This window comes from Actomonas aquatica (assembly GCF_019679435.2).
Taxonomy (GTDB): domain Bacteria; phylum Verrucomicrobiota; class Verrucomicrobiia; order Opitutales; family Opitutaceae; genus Actomonas; species Actomonas aquatica.
In genome coordinates this window covers 2,234,184-2,251,915 of sequence record NZ_CP139781.1, presented here as the reverse complement: position 1 = coordinate 2,251,915, position 17,732 = coordinate 2,234,184, and the positions used below count along the sequence as shown (strand labels likewise).

15 protein-coding genes are annotated in these 17,732 nt (G+C 64.9%); 8 read left to right on the top strand and 7 right to left on the bottom strand.

Features of this window, described 5'->3' with window-relative positions; genetic code table 11:
• Positions 1–2 precede the first annotated feature (2 nt).
• Entirely contained in the window at positions 3–896 is an 894-nt protein-coding gene (locus K1X11_RS08830) for a cytochrome c (protein WP_221029799.1), read from the bottom strand.
• Positions 897–1,005: 109 nt separating this feature from the next.
• Between K1X11_RS08830 and K1X11_RS08825 the strand changes: the two genes are divergently transcribed.
• The 3 genes from K1X11_RS08825 (at position 1,006) to K1X11_RS08815 (ending at position 5,302) form a co-directional block, all read left to right on the top strand.
• Positions 1,006–2,313 carry an amidohydrolase gene (locus K1X11_RS08825; RefSeq protein WP_221029800.1) on the top strand — a complete coding sequence of 436 codons (1,308 nt, stop codon included), beginning with the start codon at positions 1,006–1,008 and terminating at the stop codon, positions 2,311–2,313.
• A gap of 117 nt (positions 2,314–2,430) precedes the next feature.
• Positions 2,431–3,369: a hypothetical protein gene (locus tag K1X11_RS08820; RefSeq protein ID WP_221029801.1), complete on the top strand. Its 939-nt coding sequence runs from the start codon at positions 2,431–2,433 to the stop codon at positions 3,367–3,369.
• A gap of 52 nt (positions 3,370–3,421) precedes the next feature.
• Complete coding sequence (locus K1X11_RS08815) at positions 3,422–5,302, top strand: S8 family serine peptidase (protein WP_221029802.1); 1,881 nt, start codon at positions 3,422–3,424, stop codon at positions 5,300–5,302.
• A gap of 262 nt (positions 5,303–5,564) precedes the next feature.
• On the opposite strand, the gene K1X11_RS08810 is transcribed toward K1X11_RS08815, so the two are convergent.
• Together K1X11_RS08810 and K1X11_RS08805 are read right to left on the bottom strand one after the other, a co-directional pair.
• Positions 5,565–6,443 (bottom strand): endonuclease/exonuclease/phosphatase family protein, encoded by an 879-nt coding sequence (locus K1X11_RS08810; protein ID WP_221029803.1) that lies wholly within the window; start codon positions 6,441–6,443, stop codon positions 5,565–5,567.
• Positions 6,444–6,699: 256 nt separating this feature from the next.
• The gene (locus K1X11_RS08805) at positions 6,700–8,982 is read right to left on the bottom strand and encodes a S41 family peptidase (protein WP_221029804.1); all 2,283 of its coding nucleotides are present in this window, start codon (positions 8,980–8,982) and stop codon (positions 6,700–6,702) included.
• Between the two features lie 148 nt (positions 8,983–9,130).
• Between K1X11_RS08805 and K1X11_RS08800 the strand changes: the two genes are divergently transcribed.
• Positions 9,131–10,090: a GlxA family transcriptional regulator gene (locus tag K1X11_RS08800; protein WP_221029805.1), complete on the top strand. Its 960-nt coding sequence runs from the start codon at positions 9,131–9,133 to the stop codon at positions 10,088–10,090.
• 4 nt (positions 10,091–10,094) lie between these two features.
• Here K1X11_RS08800 and K1X11_RS08795 read toward each other — a convergent pair whose 3' ends face one another.
• Together K1X11_RS08795 and K1X11_RS08790 are read right to left on the bottom strand one after the other, a co-directional pair.
• On the bottom strand, positions 10,095–10,331 hold the full coding sequence (locus K1X11_RS08795) for a hypothetical protein (protein ID WP_221029806.1): 237 nt from the start codon (positions 10,329–10,331) through the stop codon (positions 10,095–10,097).
• 193 nt (positions 10,332–10,524) lie between these two features.
• Complete coding sequence (locus K1X11_RS08790) at positions 10,525–11,055, bottom strand: Crp/Fnr family transcriptional regulator (RefSeq protein WP_221029807.1); 531 nt, start codon at positions 11,053–11,055, stop codon at positions 10,525–10,527.
• A gap of 85 nt (positions 11,056–11,140) precedes the next feature.
• Here K1X11_RS08790 and K1X11_RS08785 point away from each other — a divergent pair, with 85 nt between their 5' ends.
• The gene (locus K1X11_RS08785) at positions 11,141–11,878 is read left to right on the top strand and encodes an SDR family NAD(P)-dependent oxidoreductase (RefSeq protein ID WP_221029808.1); all 738 of its coding nucleotides are present in this window, start codon (positions 11,141–11,143) and stop codon (positions 11,876–11,878) included.
• 17 nt (positions 11,879–11,895) lie between these two features.
• Here the strand turns inward: K1X11_RS08785 and K1X11_RS08780 are convergent, their stop codons facing one another.
• A complete protein-coding gene (locus K1X11_RS08780; RefSeq protein ID WP_221029809.1) occupies positions 11,896–12,945 on the bottom strand; it encodes a sensor histidine kinase in 1,050 nt (349 codons plus the stop codon).
• 83 nt (positions 12,946–13,028) lie between these two features.
• A complete protein-coding gene (locus K1X11_RS08775; RefSeq protein ID WP_221029810.1) occupies positions 13,029–14,306 on the bottom strand; it encodes a serine hydrolase domain-containing protein in 1,278 nt (425 codons plus the stop codon).
• Between the two features lie 100 nt (positions 14,307–14,406).
• Between K1X11_RS08775 and K1X11_RS08770 the strand changes: the two genes are divergently transcribed.
• The 3 genes from K1X11_RS08770 to K1X11_RS08760 are packed head-to-tail and all read left to right on the top strand — an operon-like array spanning position 14,407 to position 17,732.
• A complete protein-coding gene (locus K1X11_RS08770) occupies positions 14,407–16,038 on the top strand; it encodes a sigma-70 family RNA polymerase sigma factor (protein WP_221029811.1) in 1,632 nt (543 codons plus the stop codon).
• Positions 16,039–16,086: 48 nt separating this feature from the next.
• A complete protein-coding gene (locus K1X11_RS08765; protein ID WP_221029812.1) occupies positions 16,087–17,277 on the top strand; it encodes an acyltransferase in 1,191 nt (396 codons plus the stop codon).
• A 38-nt stretch (positions 17,278–17,315) separates the two neighbouring features.
• The gene (locus K1X11_RS08760) at positions 17,316–17,732 is read left to right on the top strand and encodes a hypothetical protein (RefSeq protein ID WP_221029813.1); all 417 of its coding nucleotides are present in this window, start codon (positions 17,316–17,318) and stop codon (positions 17,730–17,732) included.

Here is a 17,732-nt window from a genome sequence, read left to right as displayed (position 1 = left end):
CGTTATTCGGAGTCGGAGATGAGCGTGATGGCGAGGGCTTCAACGCCCTGCGCGTCCAAGGGACCCATCCGGTTCAGCAAAAGCAAATAGGAGACCAGTATCTCCGTTTCGACGTCGTCGAAAATGTCGGCGTAGGCGGGCATCGGGATCGCTTGCTGATCGAGATAGCGGGAGGCGAGACCACCGAGCGGGCCGGACTCGAGCGCGCGGCCGCGGCCGTGCTCGATCCAATAACGCACCTCCTCGCGATCGCCGTCGGCGGTGAGGGCGAGGAAGTCGTCACCCTGGAAGCCCGGAATGTAGCCCTTGAAGGAAGCGAGGTTGGACACGGCGCCCTGGCCAAGTTCGCCGTGGCATTGATAGCAGCCACTGTCGCGGGCGAGGGCGTCGCCGCGACGGATCAGGTCGTCGTCCGACAACGCGGCGACGGCGGCGACATCGGGCAAGGGTTCAAAGCGGGCGGGCCGGTGCGAGCGGCGCACGGCCTCGGCCAGCGACCACGCGGCGATGTCGTTGATCTCGCGCGGACTCAGGTGACCGTCGTCACCGTAGGCGGGCATTCGCAGGAGCAGCTGTTGGTGGCGCTCGCGGCGGCGCTCGGGCACGCCGTGGGTGATCCACTCAATAACTTCGTCGGCTTCGAGCAGGCCCTCCTCCCAGATCGGATCGATGCCGCGCGAACGCCAGGCGTCGTTGCTGCCGAGGCGGTAGTTGGTGCGGGGGTCTTCCGCGCCGAGTCCGTGACAGGCAAAGCAACCGGCGGTGGTCGCGAGGTGGGCGCCGCGGGAGACCGGCGACGACTCGGGGGCGCGTTCGTATTGGTAGAAGAACCCGCCTCCGGCGGCAGCGACCAAGGCGACGATGAAAACGATCTTAAAGGCGGAGGCAGGTTTCATGGGGCGGGCGGTGAGGGCAGTCTTGGGATGCGAACGGGGGAGTCAAAGGTCGGCTCCGTTGATCGTTGCCGAGCTTTGCAAAATCAGCGGCAACCGTCATGCAGGAGCCATGCGTAACTGGATGCGGATTTGTAGCGGGCTAGTGGTGCTGGCGAATGTGAGCGGCGCGGCGCCGATCGAGCGTATTGATAGTTTGGCGACAGAAGTCGCCCCGGCGGTGATCGCGTGGCGGCACCACCTGCACGCGCATCCGGAGTTGTCCAATCAGGAGGAGCAGACTGCGGCTTACGTGGCGACACATCTGCGCGAACTCGGCCTCGAGGTGCAGACGGGCGTGGCGGGTCACGGCGTGGTGGCGGTATTGCGCGGCGGCAAACCGGGACCGGTGGTGGCGCTGCGCGCCGACATGGACGCGTTGCCGGTGACGGAGGACACGGGCCTGCCCTACGCCTCGACCGTCACGGCGGACTATGGCGACAAGACGGTGGGCGTGATGCATGCCTGCGGCCACGATGCGCATGTGGCGATCCTGATGGGCGCGGCGGAGGTGTTGACGGCGGTGCGCGCGGACTTGGCGGGCAGCGTGAAGTTCATTTTTCAACCGGCCGAGGAAGGCGCCTGGCCGGCGCCGGCATGGGGCGCGAAGCAGATGATTCAGGAAGGCGTGCTCGAGGATCCCAAAGTTGACGCGATCTTCGGCCTGCACGTGTGGTCATCGATGCCGAGCGGGGTGATCGGTTTCCGGCCCGGCGCGGTGATGGCGAGCAGCGATTTCCTGCGCATCACGGTGCGGGGGCGCCAGACGCACGCGGCGGCGCCGTGGGCGGGTGTGGATCCCATCACGGTGGCGGCGCAGATCACGCTCGGCCTGCAAACGATCGCGAGTCGCCAGGTGAACATCCTGCACACGCCGTCGGTAGTTTCGATCGGCACGATCCATGGCGGCGATCGCAACAATATCATTCCGGACGAAGTGGAGATGACCGGCACGATCCGCACCTATGATCCGGCGGTGCGGGCGGAATACCACGCGCGGGTGACGCGCACGGCGGAACGCATTGCCGAGGCGGCGGGCGCGACGGCGGAGGTCTACATCGGCGCGGACACCGGTTACGCGGCGACGATCAACGACACCGGCTTGGCGGAGGAGATGACCGATGTGATCGCACGTGTGGCGGGTGGAGCCGAGCGCGTGAAACGCGACGTGCGTTCGACGGGGTCGGAGGATTTTTCGTTTTTCCAACAAGCGGTGCCGGGCGTGTTTTTCTTCCTCGGCGTGACGGCGGAAGGGCAGGACCCGGCGACGGCGGCCCCCAATCATTCGCCCCGTTTTCTAGTGGATGATGCGGCGCTCGAAACCGGGGTGCGGGCGATGGCGCAGCTCGCGGCGGAGTATTTGGAGCGGCATGCGCCGTAGGGGTGCTGGGGGGCTGCTAGTGGATTCCCGCCCCGACGGCGGTGAAGGATTACTTATAAGCTTGGCGTGGACAGGCGCGAATGGGCCTGTATGGTTTGGGCATAATACCCTATAACGATGTCGCAACAACCTACCTTTCCGCCGGAGCTCCTCGCTCGATTGCAGGATGAGGCGCAGGCCATCCAATGTCAGCAGAGCCTCACTCAACGTTTGGCGGAGGTGCAGCGGCAGACCAAGGACGTGGAGGCGACCCGGCCGCCGTTTGCCTTTCTCAGTTCGAAGCAAACGCGGCAGGCGTTTGAGAGCTCGATGGAGCAGGCGCGCACGGGAGAGCAGGCGGTGCGGGAGCAGTTGCAACGTTTGGAGCACACCAGGGCGCTGTTTAGTGACTGCGTGCGGGAGGAGTTGGACCGCTATCTCAACGTCGCCAGTCCCGACTATCGTGCCAGTCAGAACCTGCCGGTGCTGGTGGGGCGCTGGCGTTATGCGGTGCAACGTTTGGCGGAATCGATGCAAGGCTTCGCCCGCGAAGCCAAGGGCTTGGTGGCCGGCACGACGTCGGCCTCACCATTTGGCGGGGATATCTTTCTGCCGCTCAAGCAGGTTGTCACCGGTTTGAGTGTGCTGGCCGAAGAGTGCGCGAAGACCGCGGCGGAGGTCTCGACGGTGGCCAAGCAGGTGCTCGGTCGCGACCTGCCTCTGCCCGCGCTGCCGCGTCTGCCCGATCTGCCGTGGGTCGATCGCATGGCCGAAAAAGGCGTGGCGGCGGCGAGCGCGGAGTTGCGCGCGAGCGAAGCTGCGGCGCGTGAGTTTTGCCAAACCGGCAAAGCGAATCTCCTCGCCCAGGCACCGAACGTCGAAGCCGATTGCGCCACAGCCAAGCAGCGCTACCTCGAACGCTATTGGGAGCAGTTGCGCCAACACACCTTGCAACGTTTGCCCGCGCTGACGGATCCGGCGGCCAAGGTGGATGAGCTGCAGCAGCGCTATGCGGCGTTACGCGAGCGCAAGCATAAGGCGATGCTCACCAACTCGCCCTTCGCGCTGCCCAACTGAGGTGCGAGTTTGTTGCATTGCGGCGCGCTGCGCGACGTCTCAGCGTGCGCCCATGCTGAAACTGCTTCGCTACGCGCTCTTCACCGTGATCACCGGATGGGGGGCGACCGCCGCCCTGATTGCCGCCGACCGGCCGGCGATCACGTCCCAGGACCAACTGCCCCGCCACGAATACCCGGTCGAGGGTCCGGTCGTGGACATCCTCACCGACGATGCCGCCTACGCGCGCTTGGCCGAGCCGCTGCGCCGCGACTTGGAAGCGTTGATCAACGACTACGACATTCAGGATCGCACCACGCTGCAGGGCATCCTCTCCACGCTCATGGCGATGGACTTCAAAGCCGGCGACTCCGATGCGGCGCTGACCAAGCTGCAACAGATCCGCGACCTCGAGGCCAAACCCGCCGCCAAACTCACCACCGGTCTCCTGCTGGAGAGTGTGGTCGAGGCGCAGCAAATCGATTACGCCTCGCCAGAAAACTATGCCGCTGCCTTTGCTAAAATCTACGCCGAGAAAATCAGCGAGCTGCCCTACGAAGTGGTGGGCGACAACCTGAAGAGCGCCAAGGCCAGCGCCGAGATCGTGACCAAGGCCCTCATTCTCGGCCAGATCGAGAGCGGCGTGCAGCCCGGCGTCGACAAGACCGGCACCATCAGCGGTGACGTCGCGCAAAGCCTCATCTCTGCCAACGTTTCCATCGCCGAATACGTGCCATTGCGCGAGGTGCGCGCCGCCGTGCTCTCGCAGTATCTCGACGCGCATCACGTGGAGAAGCCCGACATCTGGGCCGCGCGCAACGTGGTGTTGGAAGACAACGCCAACCTCACGCCGGTCATCATCGGTATTTGGGACAGCGGCGTGGATCCGATCGTCTACCCGGACCAGCTCTGGGCCAACCCGAACGAAACGGTCAACGGCGAGGACGACGACGGCAACGGCTACGTCGATGATGTGCACGGCATCGCCTTCGACCTGCACGGCGACGTCGACCCGAACCTGCTTTTCCCGCTCACGCCTGAGCAGCAGGAATCCTATCCCGCCAACCGCGATCTGACCAAGGGCCTGCTCGATCTGCAGGCCAACGTCGACAGCCCCGAGTCCACCCAGCTCAAACAGGAGCTCAGCAAAATCGACCCGAGCGAAGTGCAGCCCTTCATCGAAAACCTCGGGCTGTTCGGCAACTACTCGCACGGCACGCATGTCGCCGGCATCGCCGCCGCGGGCAACCCGGCGGCGCGGATCTTGAACGGCCGCATCACCTTTGACTACCGCATGATTCCCGATGTGCCGACCCTCGAGCAGGCGGAGAAAGACGCCGCCGCCATGCAGGCCACCATTGCCTACTTCAAAGCGCAGGGCGTGCGCGTGGTGAACATGAGCTGGGGCGGCAGCCCGCAAGGCATTGAGAGTGCGTTTGAAGCCAACGGTGCCGGCGGCACGCCCGAGGAACGTCGCATCAAGTCGCGGGAGATTTTCCTGATCTCGCTCAACGCGCTCACCGAATCGATCAAAGCCACGCCGGAAATCCTCTTCGTGGTCGCGGCCGGCAACAGCGACAACGACGCGGAGTTTTCCGACGTGTTTCCGTCCGGCATCGATCTGCCCAACATCCTCACGGTGGGGGCGGTGGACCAAGCGGGTGAAGAGACCTCTTTCTCCACCTTCGGCGCCAACGTCGACGTGCACGCCAACGGTTTCCGGGTGCCCAGCGGCACGCCGGGCGGTGAAGTGATGGAGTTCTCCGGCACGTCCATGGCGGCGCCCAACGTCGCCAACCTCGCTGGCAAGCTGCTGGCGGTGGAGCCGTCGCTCACCACGGATCAGCTCGTGAGTCTCATCACCCTCGCCGCCGACCGCAGCGAAGACGGCCGCACCCGCCTGATCCACCCGCAACGCAGCTTCGCGTTGCTGGAAGCGCTGCTGTCTAACTGAGGCAACGGCGCTATCAGATTTCGGTCAAACGCGGCCGCAGACAAGGAGCGGCCCTACAGCGACTGAATTGTCGGGCCCCGTAGCGGCGGCTTCAGCCGCCGTTTTGCGTGACGGGGAAATGCCGGCTGAAGCCGGCACTACTTTGGTGAGGCTCGGCACCGGAAACTTGTAGGGCTGCCGCTTGCGGCACGCCGCGTCTGCCTCTCCGCCCATCCAACTGCGGCCGCCCCAAGGAGAGGAGCGGCCCTACAGCGGTATGCGGTTACTCCGGAAACGTCAGCTCCACGACGACTGGGAAGTGGTCGCTGGGGATCTCGCCTTCGTGGCGTGTCATGACAATGTCACTACGGCCGACCTGCACGGGCTGGCGGGCGAGGATCCAATCGATGCGCTCGTTGTTGAAGACAGGCGCTTCGTAACCGTGGAAGGTGTTTACACCGGTGTCCGGTTCGATCCAGGAGGCGGCGGTCCAGGTGTCGATCAAGCCCGTGCCGTCGGTGAGGGTGGAGAAAGCCGGGCTGTCGCCAGCGGTGCAGTTGAAATCGCCCACCACGACGACCGGTAAATCGCCGGCGAGCTCGGGCAGGCGCTCCACGATGAGGGCGGCGGACTTTTGGCGCGCGGCTTCCACCTCGTGATCGAAGTGGGTGTTGAGCACCACAAACTCCCGTTCGGTGCGCAGCTCGCGGAAGCGGGCCCAGGTGACCATGCGGCGGTAGCGGTTGCCCCAGGTCATGGAGCCGACGACCTCCGGCGTATCGGACAACCAGAAGTGGCCGCTTTTGATGGGCTGCACGCGGTCGAGACGGTAAAAGATGGCGCAGAACTCGTCGTCGTTGCCGCCGGCGCGGCCTTGGCCGAGCCACCCGTAGCCGGGCAGGTCGGTGTCGATATCGGTCACCTGACGGTGCAACCCTTCCTGCGTGCCGAGCACGTCGGGCGCGTGCTGCCGGATGATGGCCGCCACGGCGGGACGGCGGTCGGGCCAGGCGTGCGGATTCTGGTCGCTGGCGTAGCGCAAGTTGAAGGTCATCACCTTCAACGGCAGGGGGGCGTCGGCGGCAGTGGCAGTGGCGGTTGCCACACCGATCAACGTGCAGACTAGGGCAACAAACCGAAACAAGACGGGGCGGAGGCTCATGACCGGCCACGCTGAGCGCGGCCGGTCGGGGAGTAAACCTCAACCCCGCCGATGGCGGGCGATCGTATGGTGTTTGATTCCACTTCTTAGGGTGGTTTTTCGTCAGGGATTCCAAGGATCCACGCAGATGCGAGGTTCCCGGTGCCGATGAGTAGCTGCGCTTGAGCCGCAGGTGAAAGCGTGGCCCAAGGGCGACCATCTCGCGACCACGTTGTCGCAGCGCTCCAACGCGGCTACCGGGCAAGCGTGCGCGCGTTTATTCTTCGATGCGGAAGAACTCGATAAGGGCGACGCCGTGGTCGGTGCCGGGTTCGGCGTCGAGCAAGGCGGTGTAGGCGCCCGGCGGCAGGAAGAGGATGAGCACGCTCTCGGTGTCGTCACCCACACCCACGCCGTCGGCCTCGAGGGCGGCGCGCAGTTCGGGATCGAGTTCGGTGTAGTTGTGGTTCTCGGCGAGGACTTCCGTGCCGCCCATTTCGAGCAGGCTGAGCATGGGATCCTCCAGCGCGTTGGTGATGCCGTGCTGACGCAGCGACGGCCCTTGGGCGCGGATGAGCACACCCACCTCTTCTTCGCCGGTGATGATGAAACCGGTGACGGCGACCGACTCACCGGTGCCGACGGCGGCGCGGGAGGAGAGGTTGAAGAGCACGGTGTCGTCGTCGGCATCGGCGGAGATGTCGAAGATCTCCAAAATGCCCACGCCGGGAGTCGTGTCCTGGGCGCTGAGGTGGATGTGGTAGGCGCCGGCGGGCACGTTGCGCAGGATGAGCGCGGCCTCGTTGGGGTTGCCGGGCAGAATGCCGTAGGCGGCGAGTTCGGCGCGGTCTTCGGCGGAGATGTCGGTGAGGGCGTCGACGGCGGCGATTTCTTCCAAGGCGGCGTTGAGCACGCGCAGGCGGACATCGGCGACGGCGGTGGTGAGGCCGTAGTCGGCGAGGCTGGGGCCGCGGGCAATGATGGCGAGGTCGCGGGTGCCGGTGCCTTCGATCATGAGACCGCTGATGAGCGTCTCGTTGCCGTTGCCGACGTAGGCGCGGGTGGAGAGGTTGAAGAGGCCTTCCACCTGCGGTTCGAGCGACGGTTCCGGCTGGGGCTCCGGCTCAGGTTCCGGTTCGGGCTGGGGCTCGGGCTCGGGTTCCGGTTGGGGCTCGGGCGTCGGCTCCGGGTGCACCAATTGATCGGCGAAGGAAGCGATGCGATCGAAGTGGGCTTGGTTGATTGTAGCGGCGGTGAAGATCGGCAGTTCGACCTCGGGCGTGATGCCGCGGCCTTCCCAGACTTCGCCGTCGGCGTCGGTGTAGATTTCGTTGGAGGCGGCGATGAACCAACCATTCGGCAGAGGCTTGATGAGCATATCGGACATCGAGCCGTGGGTGGTCATGCCGAAGTGGCAGACATTAGGCAGGGCGCGCATGGCGAGGGTGAACACCTCGGCGGCGCTGAGGGTGAGGTCGCTGGTGATCAGGTGAACCGGACCGAGGAAACTCGGGCGAGCGGTCGGCGCGATGGTGATGGTCTGCAGGGCGTCGGTGCTGCCGTCTCCCGGGTGTTTGGTGTAGGCGGTGACCGGCGCGGCGGTGAAGCGGGCGGCGATGGCGCGCGACACGGCATCGCGTCCGCCGCCGTTGAGGGAGACATCGACGATCATCTCCTCCACGCCGTTCAGCTCGGTGAGGGCGAGGTCGAGGATGGAGTTGATTTCGGTGACGTCGGCGGAGACGGACTCCGTGTCGGTGAAGCCGATCATGTCGGCGATGAAGAGGTAACCCATCGTGCCCTCGCGGTGCCACATGACGGCGCCACCGGCGGCGCCGCTGGCGCCGAGATCGAGCAAGTGATAAATGTGGTCGAGAATGCGTTGTTGCCGCCAGCTGTCGTAGCGGGTCTGGCGGGTCGCGCCGGTGCCGAGGTGGGCGGCTTCGATGAGCGGCACCGTCACGCGAGAATTAAAGTCGGGACCGTAGGCCACGCTGTTGCCGGACGGCCACAGCAGGCGCAGGTGGGCGTCGGTGGTGCCGTCGATCATCTGCAGCAGGGCATTGCGCAGGGCGGTGCTGGAAGAACCGTTGCTGACCTGGCTGCGGGCGGTGGCGAAACGAGCCGTCCAGTCGATGCCATGGGCGGCGGTGACGGCGTAGTGGTCCTGCAAATACGCGATGGCGTAGTCGAGGGTCTGGGTCGGGCTGGCATTACCCGGCTGGGTCACGGCGCCGGGCAGGGCGCTGAGGCGGGTGAAGTGGTAGGCGCTGCCTTCGGTGGGGTTGCCGGCGATGATGTGATCGGCGTCGACGACGGAGGCGGAGCTGAACTCGGCGCGCAGCTCGGATGCGTCGGACGGACCGACCACGAGGCCAGCGGAGGACTCGTGGTAACGGGTGATTTGGTTGCCGTTGGCCTGGAGGATCCAGCCGTAGCCATCGGAGCGCCAGATGCCCTGCAGGGCGGACGGCACCGACTGGGCGGCGGCACCGGAGATGAATAACGCACTGGCACAAAGGGCGACCGTGCGGGTGAAGCGAAACATCAAGGATTTCATGGAAACAAGTGAGTTGAGGCAGAGGAGTGCCCGGCGGACGGGAGAAGGTGACAGGCGAAGCGAAACTTTTTCTGAGGTCGTCGGAGCGATGTAGATATTAGCGAAAATTGGGGATGGCTTAAATGACCTAAAAACCGCAAAAACAGTCATGGAAATCGGACTTTTTGTTTTCCCCGGCTTTCAGCTCCTCGACCTTTCGGGCCCGCTGGCGGCGTTTGAGATCGCGCAGCGTTTTCATGGGGCGGCGGTGTATCACCCGCGGGTGGTGTCGCTGGACGGTGGATTGATGCCGTCGTCGAGCGGAGTGGAGCTGAACTCGGAGAAGATCGGTCGCAAAAAATTTGATACCCTGCTGGTGGTGGGCGGTGACGAGATGTCGGCGCCGTGTGGCTGTCGACGCACGCGCAACAGTCTGCGTGGCGCGGCTGAGAAGGCGCGGCGGGTGGCGAGCATTTGCACGGGTGCCTACCTGTTGGCGGAGACGGGGCTGCTCGATGGACGGCGCGTGACGACGCACTGGCGCTTCGCGCCGGAGTTGTTGCGCAAGCATCCGACGCTGCGGGTGGAGACCGATCGGATCTATGTGCGCGATGGTCGCTTTTGGAGCTCGGCCGGCATCACGGCGGGGATCGATTTATCCCTCGCGTTGATCGGGGATGATTTTGGCGAGGAGGTGGCCCGGAAGGTCGCGCAGGACCTGGTGGTGTTTCACCGGCGGCCGGGCGGGCAGTCGCAGTATTCGGCACTGCTGGAATTGGACGCCAAGTCAGACCGTATCGGCATGGTGATGACGTATGCGCGGGAGAATCTCACCGCTGATCTATCGGTGGAGGCCTTGGCGGAGCGGGCGCATTTGAGTCCGCGACAGTTTGCGCGGGTCTTTGCGGAAGAGACGGGACGCACGCCAGCCAAGGCGGTGGAGCAGCTCCGGGTGGAGGCGGCGCGGGTGCGGGTGGAGGAAAACCTGTCGGAGTCCCTGGAGGAAATTGCGATGGCAGTGGGTTTCACGGATCCGGAGCGCATGCGGCGCGCATTCATTCGGGTCTTTGGGCAACCGCCGCAGGGCTTGCGGCGGACGGCGCGGCAACAACGAGGCGAAGAAGAATAACTGCTCAGGCGGCGAGCGGATACTTGGCGAGGGAGCGGGCGGTGGTCGCGACGGTCAGCGGTTGCGGACGCGGCGCGTAGTCTTGGCACAGGGTCAGGACAAGCATGCTGGCGATGAAGGTGCTGGCGGCAGCGGCGACGCTGCTGAAGACGAGCGCCACGGTCAGGGCGGGAACGATCGCGACAGCGAGGCCGGCGAGGGTGGCGAGCAGAGCGGAGGGAAGGGAGGAGATGTTTTTCATGGTCATGCCCTTTATTAAACATGCCGCGTGCCAACCGGTGGAGAGATTCGTAAGTGCCAGAATGAAAGGAAAATAAAAATCACTGGGGTTTTTGAGGCTGGCATTTATCCGGCGGGCCGGTTCGACGGCGCGACACTCCAATCCCAAAAATGAGACAGGTCCGATGTAGGGGGGAGGTGAATACAGTTCGGCGCTAGCCGCGCGCCAGGCGGCCGCGAATTCGGCTTAGCGCGACAGGGGTGATGCCGAGGTAACGAGCGATGTCATTCTGCGTGACACGTCCGAGCAGGTCGGGGATTTCGCGCTGGAGATGGCGGTAGTTTTCGACCGCCGAAAGCATCAGAAAGTCGTGTTCGCGGCGTTCCTTTTTGATGGCGAGTTGGACGAGCAGACCGATCAGATCGTTGGCCAGTTCGATGTCGGTTTGAGCCTGCTGACGGAGTTTCGACAGCGGGAGCTCCACCAAGTCACAGGCTTCGAGGGCTTCGACGCTGTAGGGCGCCGGAGCATCCTCAAAGGCGGCGCGCAGACTGCCGACCAGGGTCGGAGCGAGGAAGAAGGATTTGATCGCCTCCTTGCCGACGGCGGACAGGTAGGTGGCTTTGAGCAGGCCGCGGTGAAGATGACAGCACGGGGGCGAGGCGTCACCTTGGCGGAAGAGCATCTCTCCGCGTTTGAGCGATCGAGCGGTGCCGTGCTCGGCGATGAGCGCTTGAAGGGTCATGATGGGAGGGAGAGGCGAACGATTTCCGATTCGTTTTTAACCGAGGTTAAGGCGAGCGCGGCGGCAAGAGCGTAGGCTTGGCGGCATGAACCTTACTGCAAAACGTATTATTCTCACCGGAGGCACCGCCGGAATCGGCCGGGAACTCGTGGACCTACTGGCGGCGACCAACGAACTGGTGGTAATCGGGCGTGACCCGGCGAAGTTGACCGAGTTGGCCCAACGGTATCCGACCGTGTGTCCTGTGACCTGTGATTTGAGCGATCCGACGGCGGTGAGCGTCACGGCGGATCGGTTGGCGGCGGATGGCGACGGTTTTGATCTCCTGCTCTGCAATGCGGCGGTGCAGCACGAGCCGTGGATCACGGCTCCGGAGTTTGATCACGGCAGCATCATGGCCGAGGTGAACACCAACTTTACCTCAATCTGCCAATTGGTCGCGCGGCTCGGGCCAGAGTTGCGCGGTCGTAGGGATGCGCCGGGGGCCGTGGTGTTGGTCAACTCGGGCTTGGCGTTGGCACCGAAGGCGAGCTCGGCGGTGTATTGTGCAACCAAGGCCGCGCTGCGCAGCTTTGGGCGTTCAATCAGCTATCAGCTCGCCGCTCGACCAGTGCGGGTCCAGCAAGCTTACCTTCCGCTGGTCGACACTGCGATGACGGCCGGGCGCGGTCAGGGCAAACTGAGTGCCCGTGATGCGGCGACGGCGATCCTCGCGGGGATCGCGGCCGATAAAGCCGAAAACTACATCGGGCAGTCGGCGGCTCTGCGGTGGCTCCACCGGCTCTCGCCAGCGTGGGCCTACCGCATCATGCGCACGCGGTGAGCAGAGTGAGGCCGCGGTCAGTTGGCCGGGCGTAGCTTGAAGGAGAAGCGCATGCCGCCACTGGCGGGGCGTTCCATGTCCAGACGGCTGCCGTGCAGGTGGAGGAGGCTGGACACCATTCGCAGGCCGAGACCGAGTTTGAGTTCGCCCGCGGCGGGTGGCTGATCGGCCGGGCGGCGCAGGGCGTCGGAGAGTTTGCCCGGCTCCACGCCGGGGCCGTTGTCGCTCACGCGGATCACGACGCGGTCGTCTTCGCGGGTCGCGGTCAGCGTGACCTCCGAACCGGCGGGGCAGGCTTTGATGGCGTTGCTAACCAGGTTGTTGATGATCTGCACGATGCGGGCAGCGCTACCGAGCACGGCGGCAGAGGTGGGCGTGAAGGTAAGTTTTATGCCCTTTTGCGAAGCGGGCAGGTGTTGGGTGGCGGTGACCTCGGACCAGACGGCCTCGAGAGGGACACTCTCGCTGGAGAAGCTGACGCCGCGCGTGTCGGCGAGCGCGGCGGCGAGCAAGCGGTTGACGTGTTCCGCCTGAGCGAGGGCGGAGCGGCGCATCACGGTCACGATGTCGCCGGTGTCGGTGCCAGGCGGGTTATCCTCCAGCAGATAGTCGGACGCGGCGACGATGCTGGTGAGGGGGCTGCGGAAGTCGTGCGCGATGCCGGCGGCGAGTTGGTCCTTCAGCTTCAGCAAACGGTCGAGGGACTCGATGCTCTCGCGGGTCTCGCGCATGAGTTGTCCGGCCTCGTCGGGAAACTCGCCGGGGGAGGTGGGGAGTTGGCGCGTTTCGCGATAGGTGACGAGGTCAGAGTGGGCGCGACGGATCGGGGCGAGCAGACGGTGCTGGCTCCACATGGTCAGCGCGGTGCCGACCAAGGTGGCGAGCAATACCACGATGATGGCTGGCAGGGCATCTTCCCACCCATGGCTGGCGGCGAGGTAGACGACGAAGGCGATCAGCGGCAGGTGAATGCCGAGAAACGCGATGCCGAGAAACTTGAGCGAATAGGACCGCGGAAAGAAGCCGCGGGAGAGCGTGCGATAGAACGCGAGTGGATCAGAAGCCATGTTTGGGAAAGGAGCCCAAACCGGTTTCTGATATTGGCGCTAAGTCAAAGCCGGGCGCCCGAAACACGCGATCGATCGACGACTCAGTCGACCAAGGCCGAGTAGACGAGGGCCTGCAGCTTTTGGTGATCGTCGAGATTATCGGCCGGAATCACTTGGGTGAAATACACGAGCACGAGGTCCTCCACCGGATCGATCCAGTAGGTGGAGTGGTAGGCGCCGCCCCAGCCGTAGTTGCCGAGGCTGGCGGGCAGACCGCTGCCGCCGAGGTCCTCGACGATGCGGAAGCCGAGACCAAAACCGAGACCCTCGCCCCAGGGGAAACCCACGCCCGGGCGGAGGTGATTCACGTGCATGAGCTCGACGCTCTTGCGGGAGAGGATTCGCTCGCCCTTGAAGGTGCCACCGTTGGCGAGCATCTGCAGGAAGGTGGCGTAGTCGCGGGCGGTGGAGAGCAGGCCGGCGCCGCCGGAAAAGCTCTGGCGCGGGCCGGTCACGTAGTGGCCTTGGCTTTCCATGGTGCCGGCGGCGGGAGCGCGCTCGAGGGCGCCGTCACCACGTTTCGAATACACGGCGGCTAGGCGGTCGCGTTTGGCGGCGGGCAGGTAGAAGTGGGTGTCGTGCATGCCCAGCGGCTCGAGGATGCGTTGGGTGAGGAACACATCGAGCGGCAGGCCGGAGGCGACCTCGATCACGGCGCCGAGGATGTCGGTATTGTAGCCGTAGACAAATTTCTCGCCCGGGTGGGCGTCGGCGGGGAGGGCGGCCATGCGGCGCACGGTTTCGCGGATAGGTTCATTGCGATCGGCGAAATACCAACCAGTGATGCCGGCGGCCTCCCATTGGTCGCTGGCGAGGCCCCAACCGTAACCGTAACCGGAGGTGTGGGTGAGTAGGTCGCGCAGGGTGATGCGACGTTTGGCGGGCACGATGACGACGCGGCCGTCGGACTCGCGTTTTTCGGCCACGGTGGTTTCGGCGAACTCGGGCAGGTATTTGGAGAGGTCGTCGTCGACGAGCAGTTTGCCCTCTTCTTGGAGCAGCATGATGCCGGTGCTCACGATGGCCTTGGTCTGGGAGGCGATGCGGAAGATGGCGTCGGTCTCCATGGGGCGGGCCGCTTCGACGTCGGACTTTCCGTAGGCGGCGAGGTGGGCGATCTTGCCGTGGCGGGCGACCAGCACGACGGCGCCGGGCAGTTGGCCGTCGGCGACGTAGTCCTCAAAGACCGCATCGAGGCGGGCAAGGCGCTCGGCCGAGAAACCGAGGCTGGCGGGATCGGCCGGGCCGAGATCCTGAGCAAAGAGCGGGGTGGCCAGGAGAGTGGCGGCGGCGAAGACGAGCAGGCGTAAGCGGGTCATGGTGACGCCGATTTCAGTCGGTCGGACAAAGGGCGGCGAAAGTTTTTTCGGAAACTTTGTCACCGGATCGGGCTTTGCGGGCACTGCTTTCTCAAATACGATGAAAACTCCCGACGTCATGGCCCTGATTGAAACCACGAGTGATGCTGACCTGGTTGCCGCCTGCCTGGCCGGAAACCGTTCGGCGTTTGAGCAGATCGTGGAACGCTACCAACGCCTGCTCTGCTCGCTGGCTTACTCCGGCACGGGCAACATCGCGGAGAGTGAGGATGTGGCGCAGGAGACCTTTCTAACGGCGTGGATGAAGCTCGGGGAACTGCGGGAGCCCGAAAAACTTCGGCCGTGGTTGTGCGGAATCTTGCGGTTCAAGATCAGCCACGCGCGGCGTCGCGGTGGGCTTGAGCCGGTGAGCGGCGCGGCTGAGCTCGATGAAGCCCACGACATCAGCAGCGGCGACGAACCGGTGGGCGATGCGGCGATCGCGGCGGAGGAGCAGGCCATCCTGTGGCACGCGCTGGAGCAGTTGCCGGAAAATTACCGCGAGCCGCTGGTCTTGTATTACCGCGAGCATCGCTCGGTGGAGCACGTGGCGGTGGAGCTCGATCTCACCGAAGACACGGTGAAGCAACGGCTCTCGCGCGGGCGCAAGATGCTCAAGGAGCAGGCGCTGGCCTTTGTCGAAGGTGCGCTCTCTCGCAGCACGCCGGGCAAGGTCTTTACGGCGGCGGTCATCGCAGCGTTGCCGGCGATGGCACCCACCACGGCCAAAGCCGCAGGGACGGGCGGCGTGGCGTGGGCCGCTGCGAAAGGCGCGGGCGGCGTGGCCAAAACAACCTTGTTGGCGGCCATCCTGGCCTCGGTCAGTGGGGTGGTGAGCACGGTGATGACGCTGCGCATGAACCTCGACCAGGCCCGCACCAAGCGGGAGCGCCGCGCGGTGGTGCGCATGACGGTGAGCCTCTTCGGCAGCTTTTTTGTCTTCATCGCCGGCCTCGTTGCCTGGGTGTTTTGGATGGGCCCTCGCCCGGAGCACCACGGTTGGGCCGTGCCGTTGCACCACGTGATGATCGTGGGCTTTGCCATCGGCTGGTCGGTGTTGATCGTGCGGTCGATGCGGGAGATCGCGGAGCTGCGCACGGCCGAGCGCGCGCGCGAGCCGGCGGCGTTCAAGGATCCGCGCGATCGGATAGGGGCGAAGGCGGCGGAGTATAAAAGTGAACGCACCTTCCTCGGCGTGCCGCTGGTGCACATCCGTTTCGCGGCGGCGGAGTCCGGCCAGCCGCCGGTGTTCGGTTGGATCGCGGGCGGCGATCGGGCGATCGGTATTCTGTTTGCCTGGGGCGGTTGGGCAGTCGGGCTGTTCAGTGGCGGGGCGGTGAGCTTCGGGCTGGTGAGTTTCGGCGCGGTGAGTGTCGGCGCCATCGGCCTCGGCGCGATTGCCTTCGGTGGCCTTGCATTGGGGTCGGTGACGATGGGTTACCATGCCATCGCGTCGGTTTCGGCGTCGGCCTGGAGCACGGCGCAGAGCGCAATGGTGGCGATCTCGCACTGGGTTGCGGGCGGCAAGTTTGCGATCGGCCCGCATGCCAACGACGAGTTGGTGGGTCAGGTTTTGGCCAATCCCGACGCGCAGCGCGACGGCCTCATTTTCTGCGTGGTGATGATCCTGCTCACCCTGGTGCCGACGGCGGTGTATGCGCGGGCGGTGCGGCGGCGCATGAAGCTGAACTGAGGGGGCGCGCTCTCTCGGCCTCCCGTAATCTTCAACTGTAGGTAGATCATGAATACGACCCCGTCTTCGCGCAGTGCGGCCCTCGATAACTTGCGCTCCTTCATCACGCTGCTGGTGATCACGCACCATGCGGTGCTGGCTTACTTTCCGTATGCACCGGAGCCGGGGGCGTTTGATGTCTGGTTGGTGTGGGGCGGATTTCCGATCATCGATGCCGCGCGCGGCAAAGGACTCGATCTGTTGGTGCTGTGGAACGACTCGTTTTTTATGGCGCTGATGTTCCTGCTCTCGGGTCTGTTTGTGGGACCGAGCCTGGCGCGCAAAGGCGCGGGGCGTTTTGTGCGGGATCGGCTGTTGCGGCTGGGACTGCCGTTTGTGGTCGGCGCGGCGGTATTGGCGCCGCTGGCGTATTACCCGGCGTATCTGCAGCGGGCGGCGGCGACGGAGGCCGAGAGCTTTTGGGCGGCGTGGCTGGCTTTGGGTAGATGGCCGGCCGGGCCCGTGTGGTTCCTGTGGGTGTTGCTCGTCTTTGGTGTGCTCGCGGCGCTGGTGCAGCGTTTTGCGCCGAGGGCGCTGGAGCGACTCGGCGCGCTGGGTGTGTGGTGTCGGGAGCGACCCCTGCGTGGGTTTGGTGTGCTGCTCGGGCTCGGGGTGGCGAGTTATCTGCCGCTGACCTGGGTCTATGATCCGGCGCATTGGCTGAGCTGGGGACCGTTTTTTGTGCAGAGCTCCCGGATGGGTTTTTATTTGGCCTACTTTGTCTTCGGCATCGCGCTGGGGCAGCGCGGTGGATTGGGCCGCGACCTCGCGGCGGCGGATGGACGGCTCGCGCGGCAATGGGGCTGGTGGCAAGGTGGGTTGTGGCTGGCCTTCGGGTTGTTTGTGACGGCGCTGATCTTCTCGCTGCTGCGGCTCGAAAAGGGTGAACCCTCGGTGTTTTGGAACAACGCGGCGGCGGTGCTGATGACGGTGAGCTGCGCGACGACCAGTTATTGTCTGCTGTCCTATTTTGCGAAGAAGCGCAGCGGGGCGAACCGGTGGTGGACGAGTCTGAGTCGGAACGCCTTTGGCATGTATGTGATCCACTATGCGGTGGTCACGTGGCTGCAGTATTGCCTGTTGGAGGTGGTCTGGCCGGGGCTGCTGAAGGCGCTGGTGGTAACCGTGAGCGCGATTGCGGTGAGCTGGATCCTGGCCGCGGGACTGCGGCGACTGCCCGGCGTGGGACGAATTTTGTGAGGGGCGAGGCTGCCCTCCGTATCGAGAAAGTAAACACCATGAACTCAATCGTAGCATCAGGATACCCGGTGTTACTCGCCCAAGTGGGGCGCAGTGATGCCGTTGTGTTAGCGGTGTTCGCCTTCATCCTGCCGATCGTATTGTTCGGCATGTGGATGGGCTGGCAGGAAATGAAACAGAAGCAGCAGACGGTCCGGGAGGCGGTGCGGCTGGCGGTGGAAAAGGGCGGGCCGTTGCCTGAGGGCCTGCTCGCTCCGGCGGCGATGTCGCTGCAGCTCCTGACCCAGCGGCGCAAGGACCGTGGGCACTACGAACTCACCGCGGGTTTGATCCTGCTGGCGGTGGCCGGCGGCATGGTTTTTCTCGCCAAAGTGGTGTCGCCGTTGCTCGCGCTGTTGGGCGCGGCGTTGCTGGTGGTGGCGTGGGTCGATCTGCGGCCGCGGCAAGGCGGGTGA

Bases quoted from the DNA above. Each gene is read 5' to 3' on its own strand.
- K1X11_RS08830 (WP_221029799.1), bottom strand. From the start codon at position 896: ATGAAACCTGCCTCCGCCTTTAAGATCGTTTTCATCGTCGCCTTGGTC.
- K1X11_RS08825 (WP_221029800.1), top strand. From the start codon at position 1,006: ATGCGTAACTGGATGCGGATTTGTAGCGGGCTAGTGGTGCTGGCGAAT.
- K1X11_RS08820 (WP_221029801.1), top strand. From the start codon at position 2,431: ATGTCGCAACAACCTACCTTTCCGCCGGAGCTCCTCGCTCGATTGCAG.
- K1X11_RS08815 (WP_221029802.1), top strand. From the start codon at position 3,422: ATGCTGAAACTGCTTCGCTACGCGCTCTTCACCGTGATCACCGGATGG.
- K1X11_RS08810 (WP_221029803.1), bottom strand. From the start codon at position 6,443: ATGAGCCTCCGCCCCGTCTTGTTTCGGTTTGTTGCCCTAGTCTGCACG.
- K1X11_RS08805 (WP_221029804.1), bottom strand. From the start codon at position 8,982: ATGAAATCCTTGATGTTTCGCTTCACCCGCACGGTCGCCCTTTGTGCC.
- K1X11_RS08800 (WP_221029805.1), top strand. From the start codon at position 9,131: ATGGAAATCGGACTTTTTGTTTTCCCCGGCTTTCAGCTCCTCGACCTT.
- K1X11_RS08795 (WP_221029806.1), bottom strand. From the start codon at position 10,331: ATGAAAAACATCTCCTCCCTTCCCTCCGCTCTGCTCGCCACCCTCGCC.
- K1X11_RS08790 (WP_221029807.1), bottom strand. From the start codon at position 11,055: ATGACCCTTCAAGCGCTCATCGCCGAGCACGGCACCGCTCGATCGCTC.
- K1X11_RS08785 (WP_221029808.1), top strand. From the start codon at position 11,141: ATGAACCTTACTGCAAAACGTATTATTCTCACCGGAGGCACCGCCGGA.
- K1X11_RS08780 (WP_221029809.1), bottom strand. From the start codon at position 12,945: ATGGCTTCTGATCCACTCGCGTTCTATCGCACGCTCTCCCGCGGCTTC.
- K1X11_RS08775 (WP_221029810.1), bottom strand. From the start codon at position 14,306: ATGACCCGCTTACGCCTGCTCGTCTTCGCCGCCGCCACTCTCCTGGCC.
- K1X11_RS08770 (WP_221029811.1), top strand. From the start codon at position 14,407: ATGAAAACTCCCGACGTCATGGCCCTGATTGAAACCACGAGTGATGCT.
- K1X11_RS08765 (WP_221029812.1), top strand. From the start codon at position 16,087: ATGAATACGACCCCGTCTTCGCGCAGTGCGGCCCTCGATAACTTGCGC.
- K1X11_RS08760 (WP_221029813.1), top strand. From the start codon at position 17,316: ATGAACTCAATCGTAGCATCAGGATACCCGGTGTTACTCGCCCAAGTG.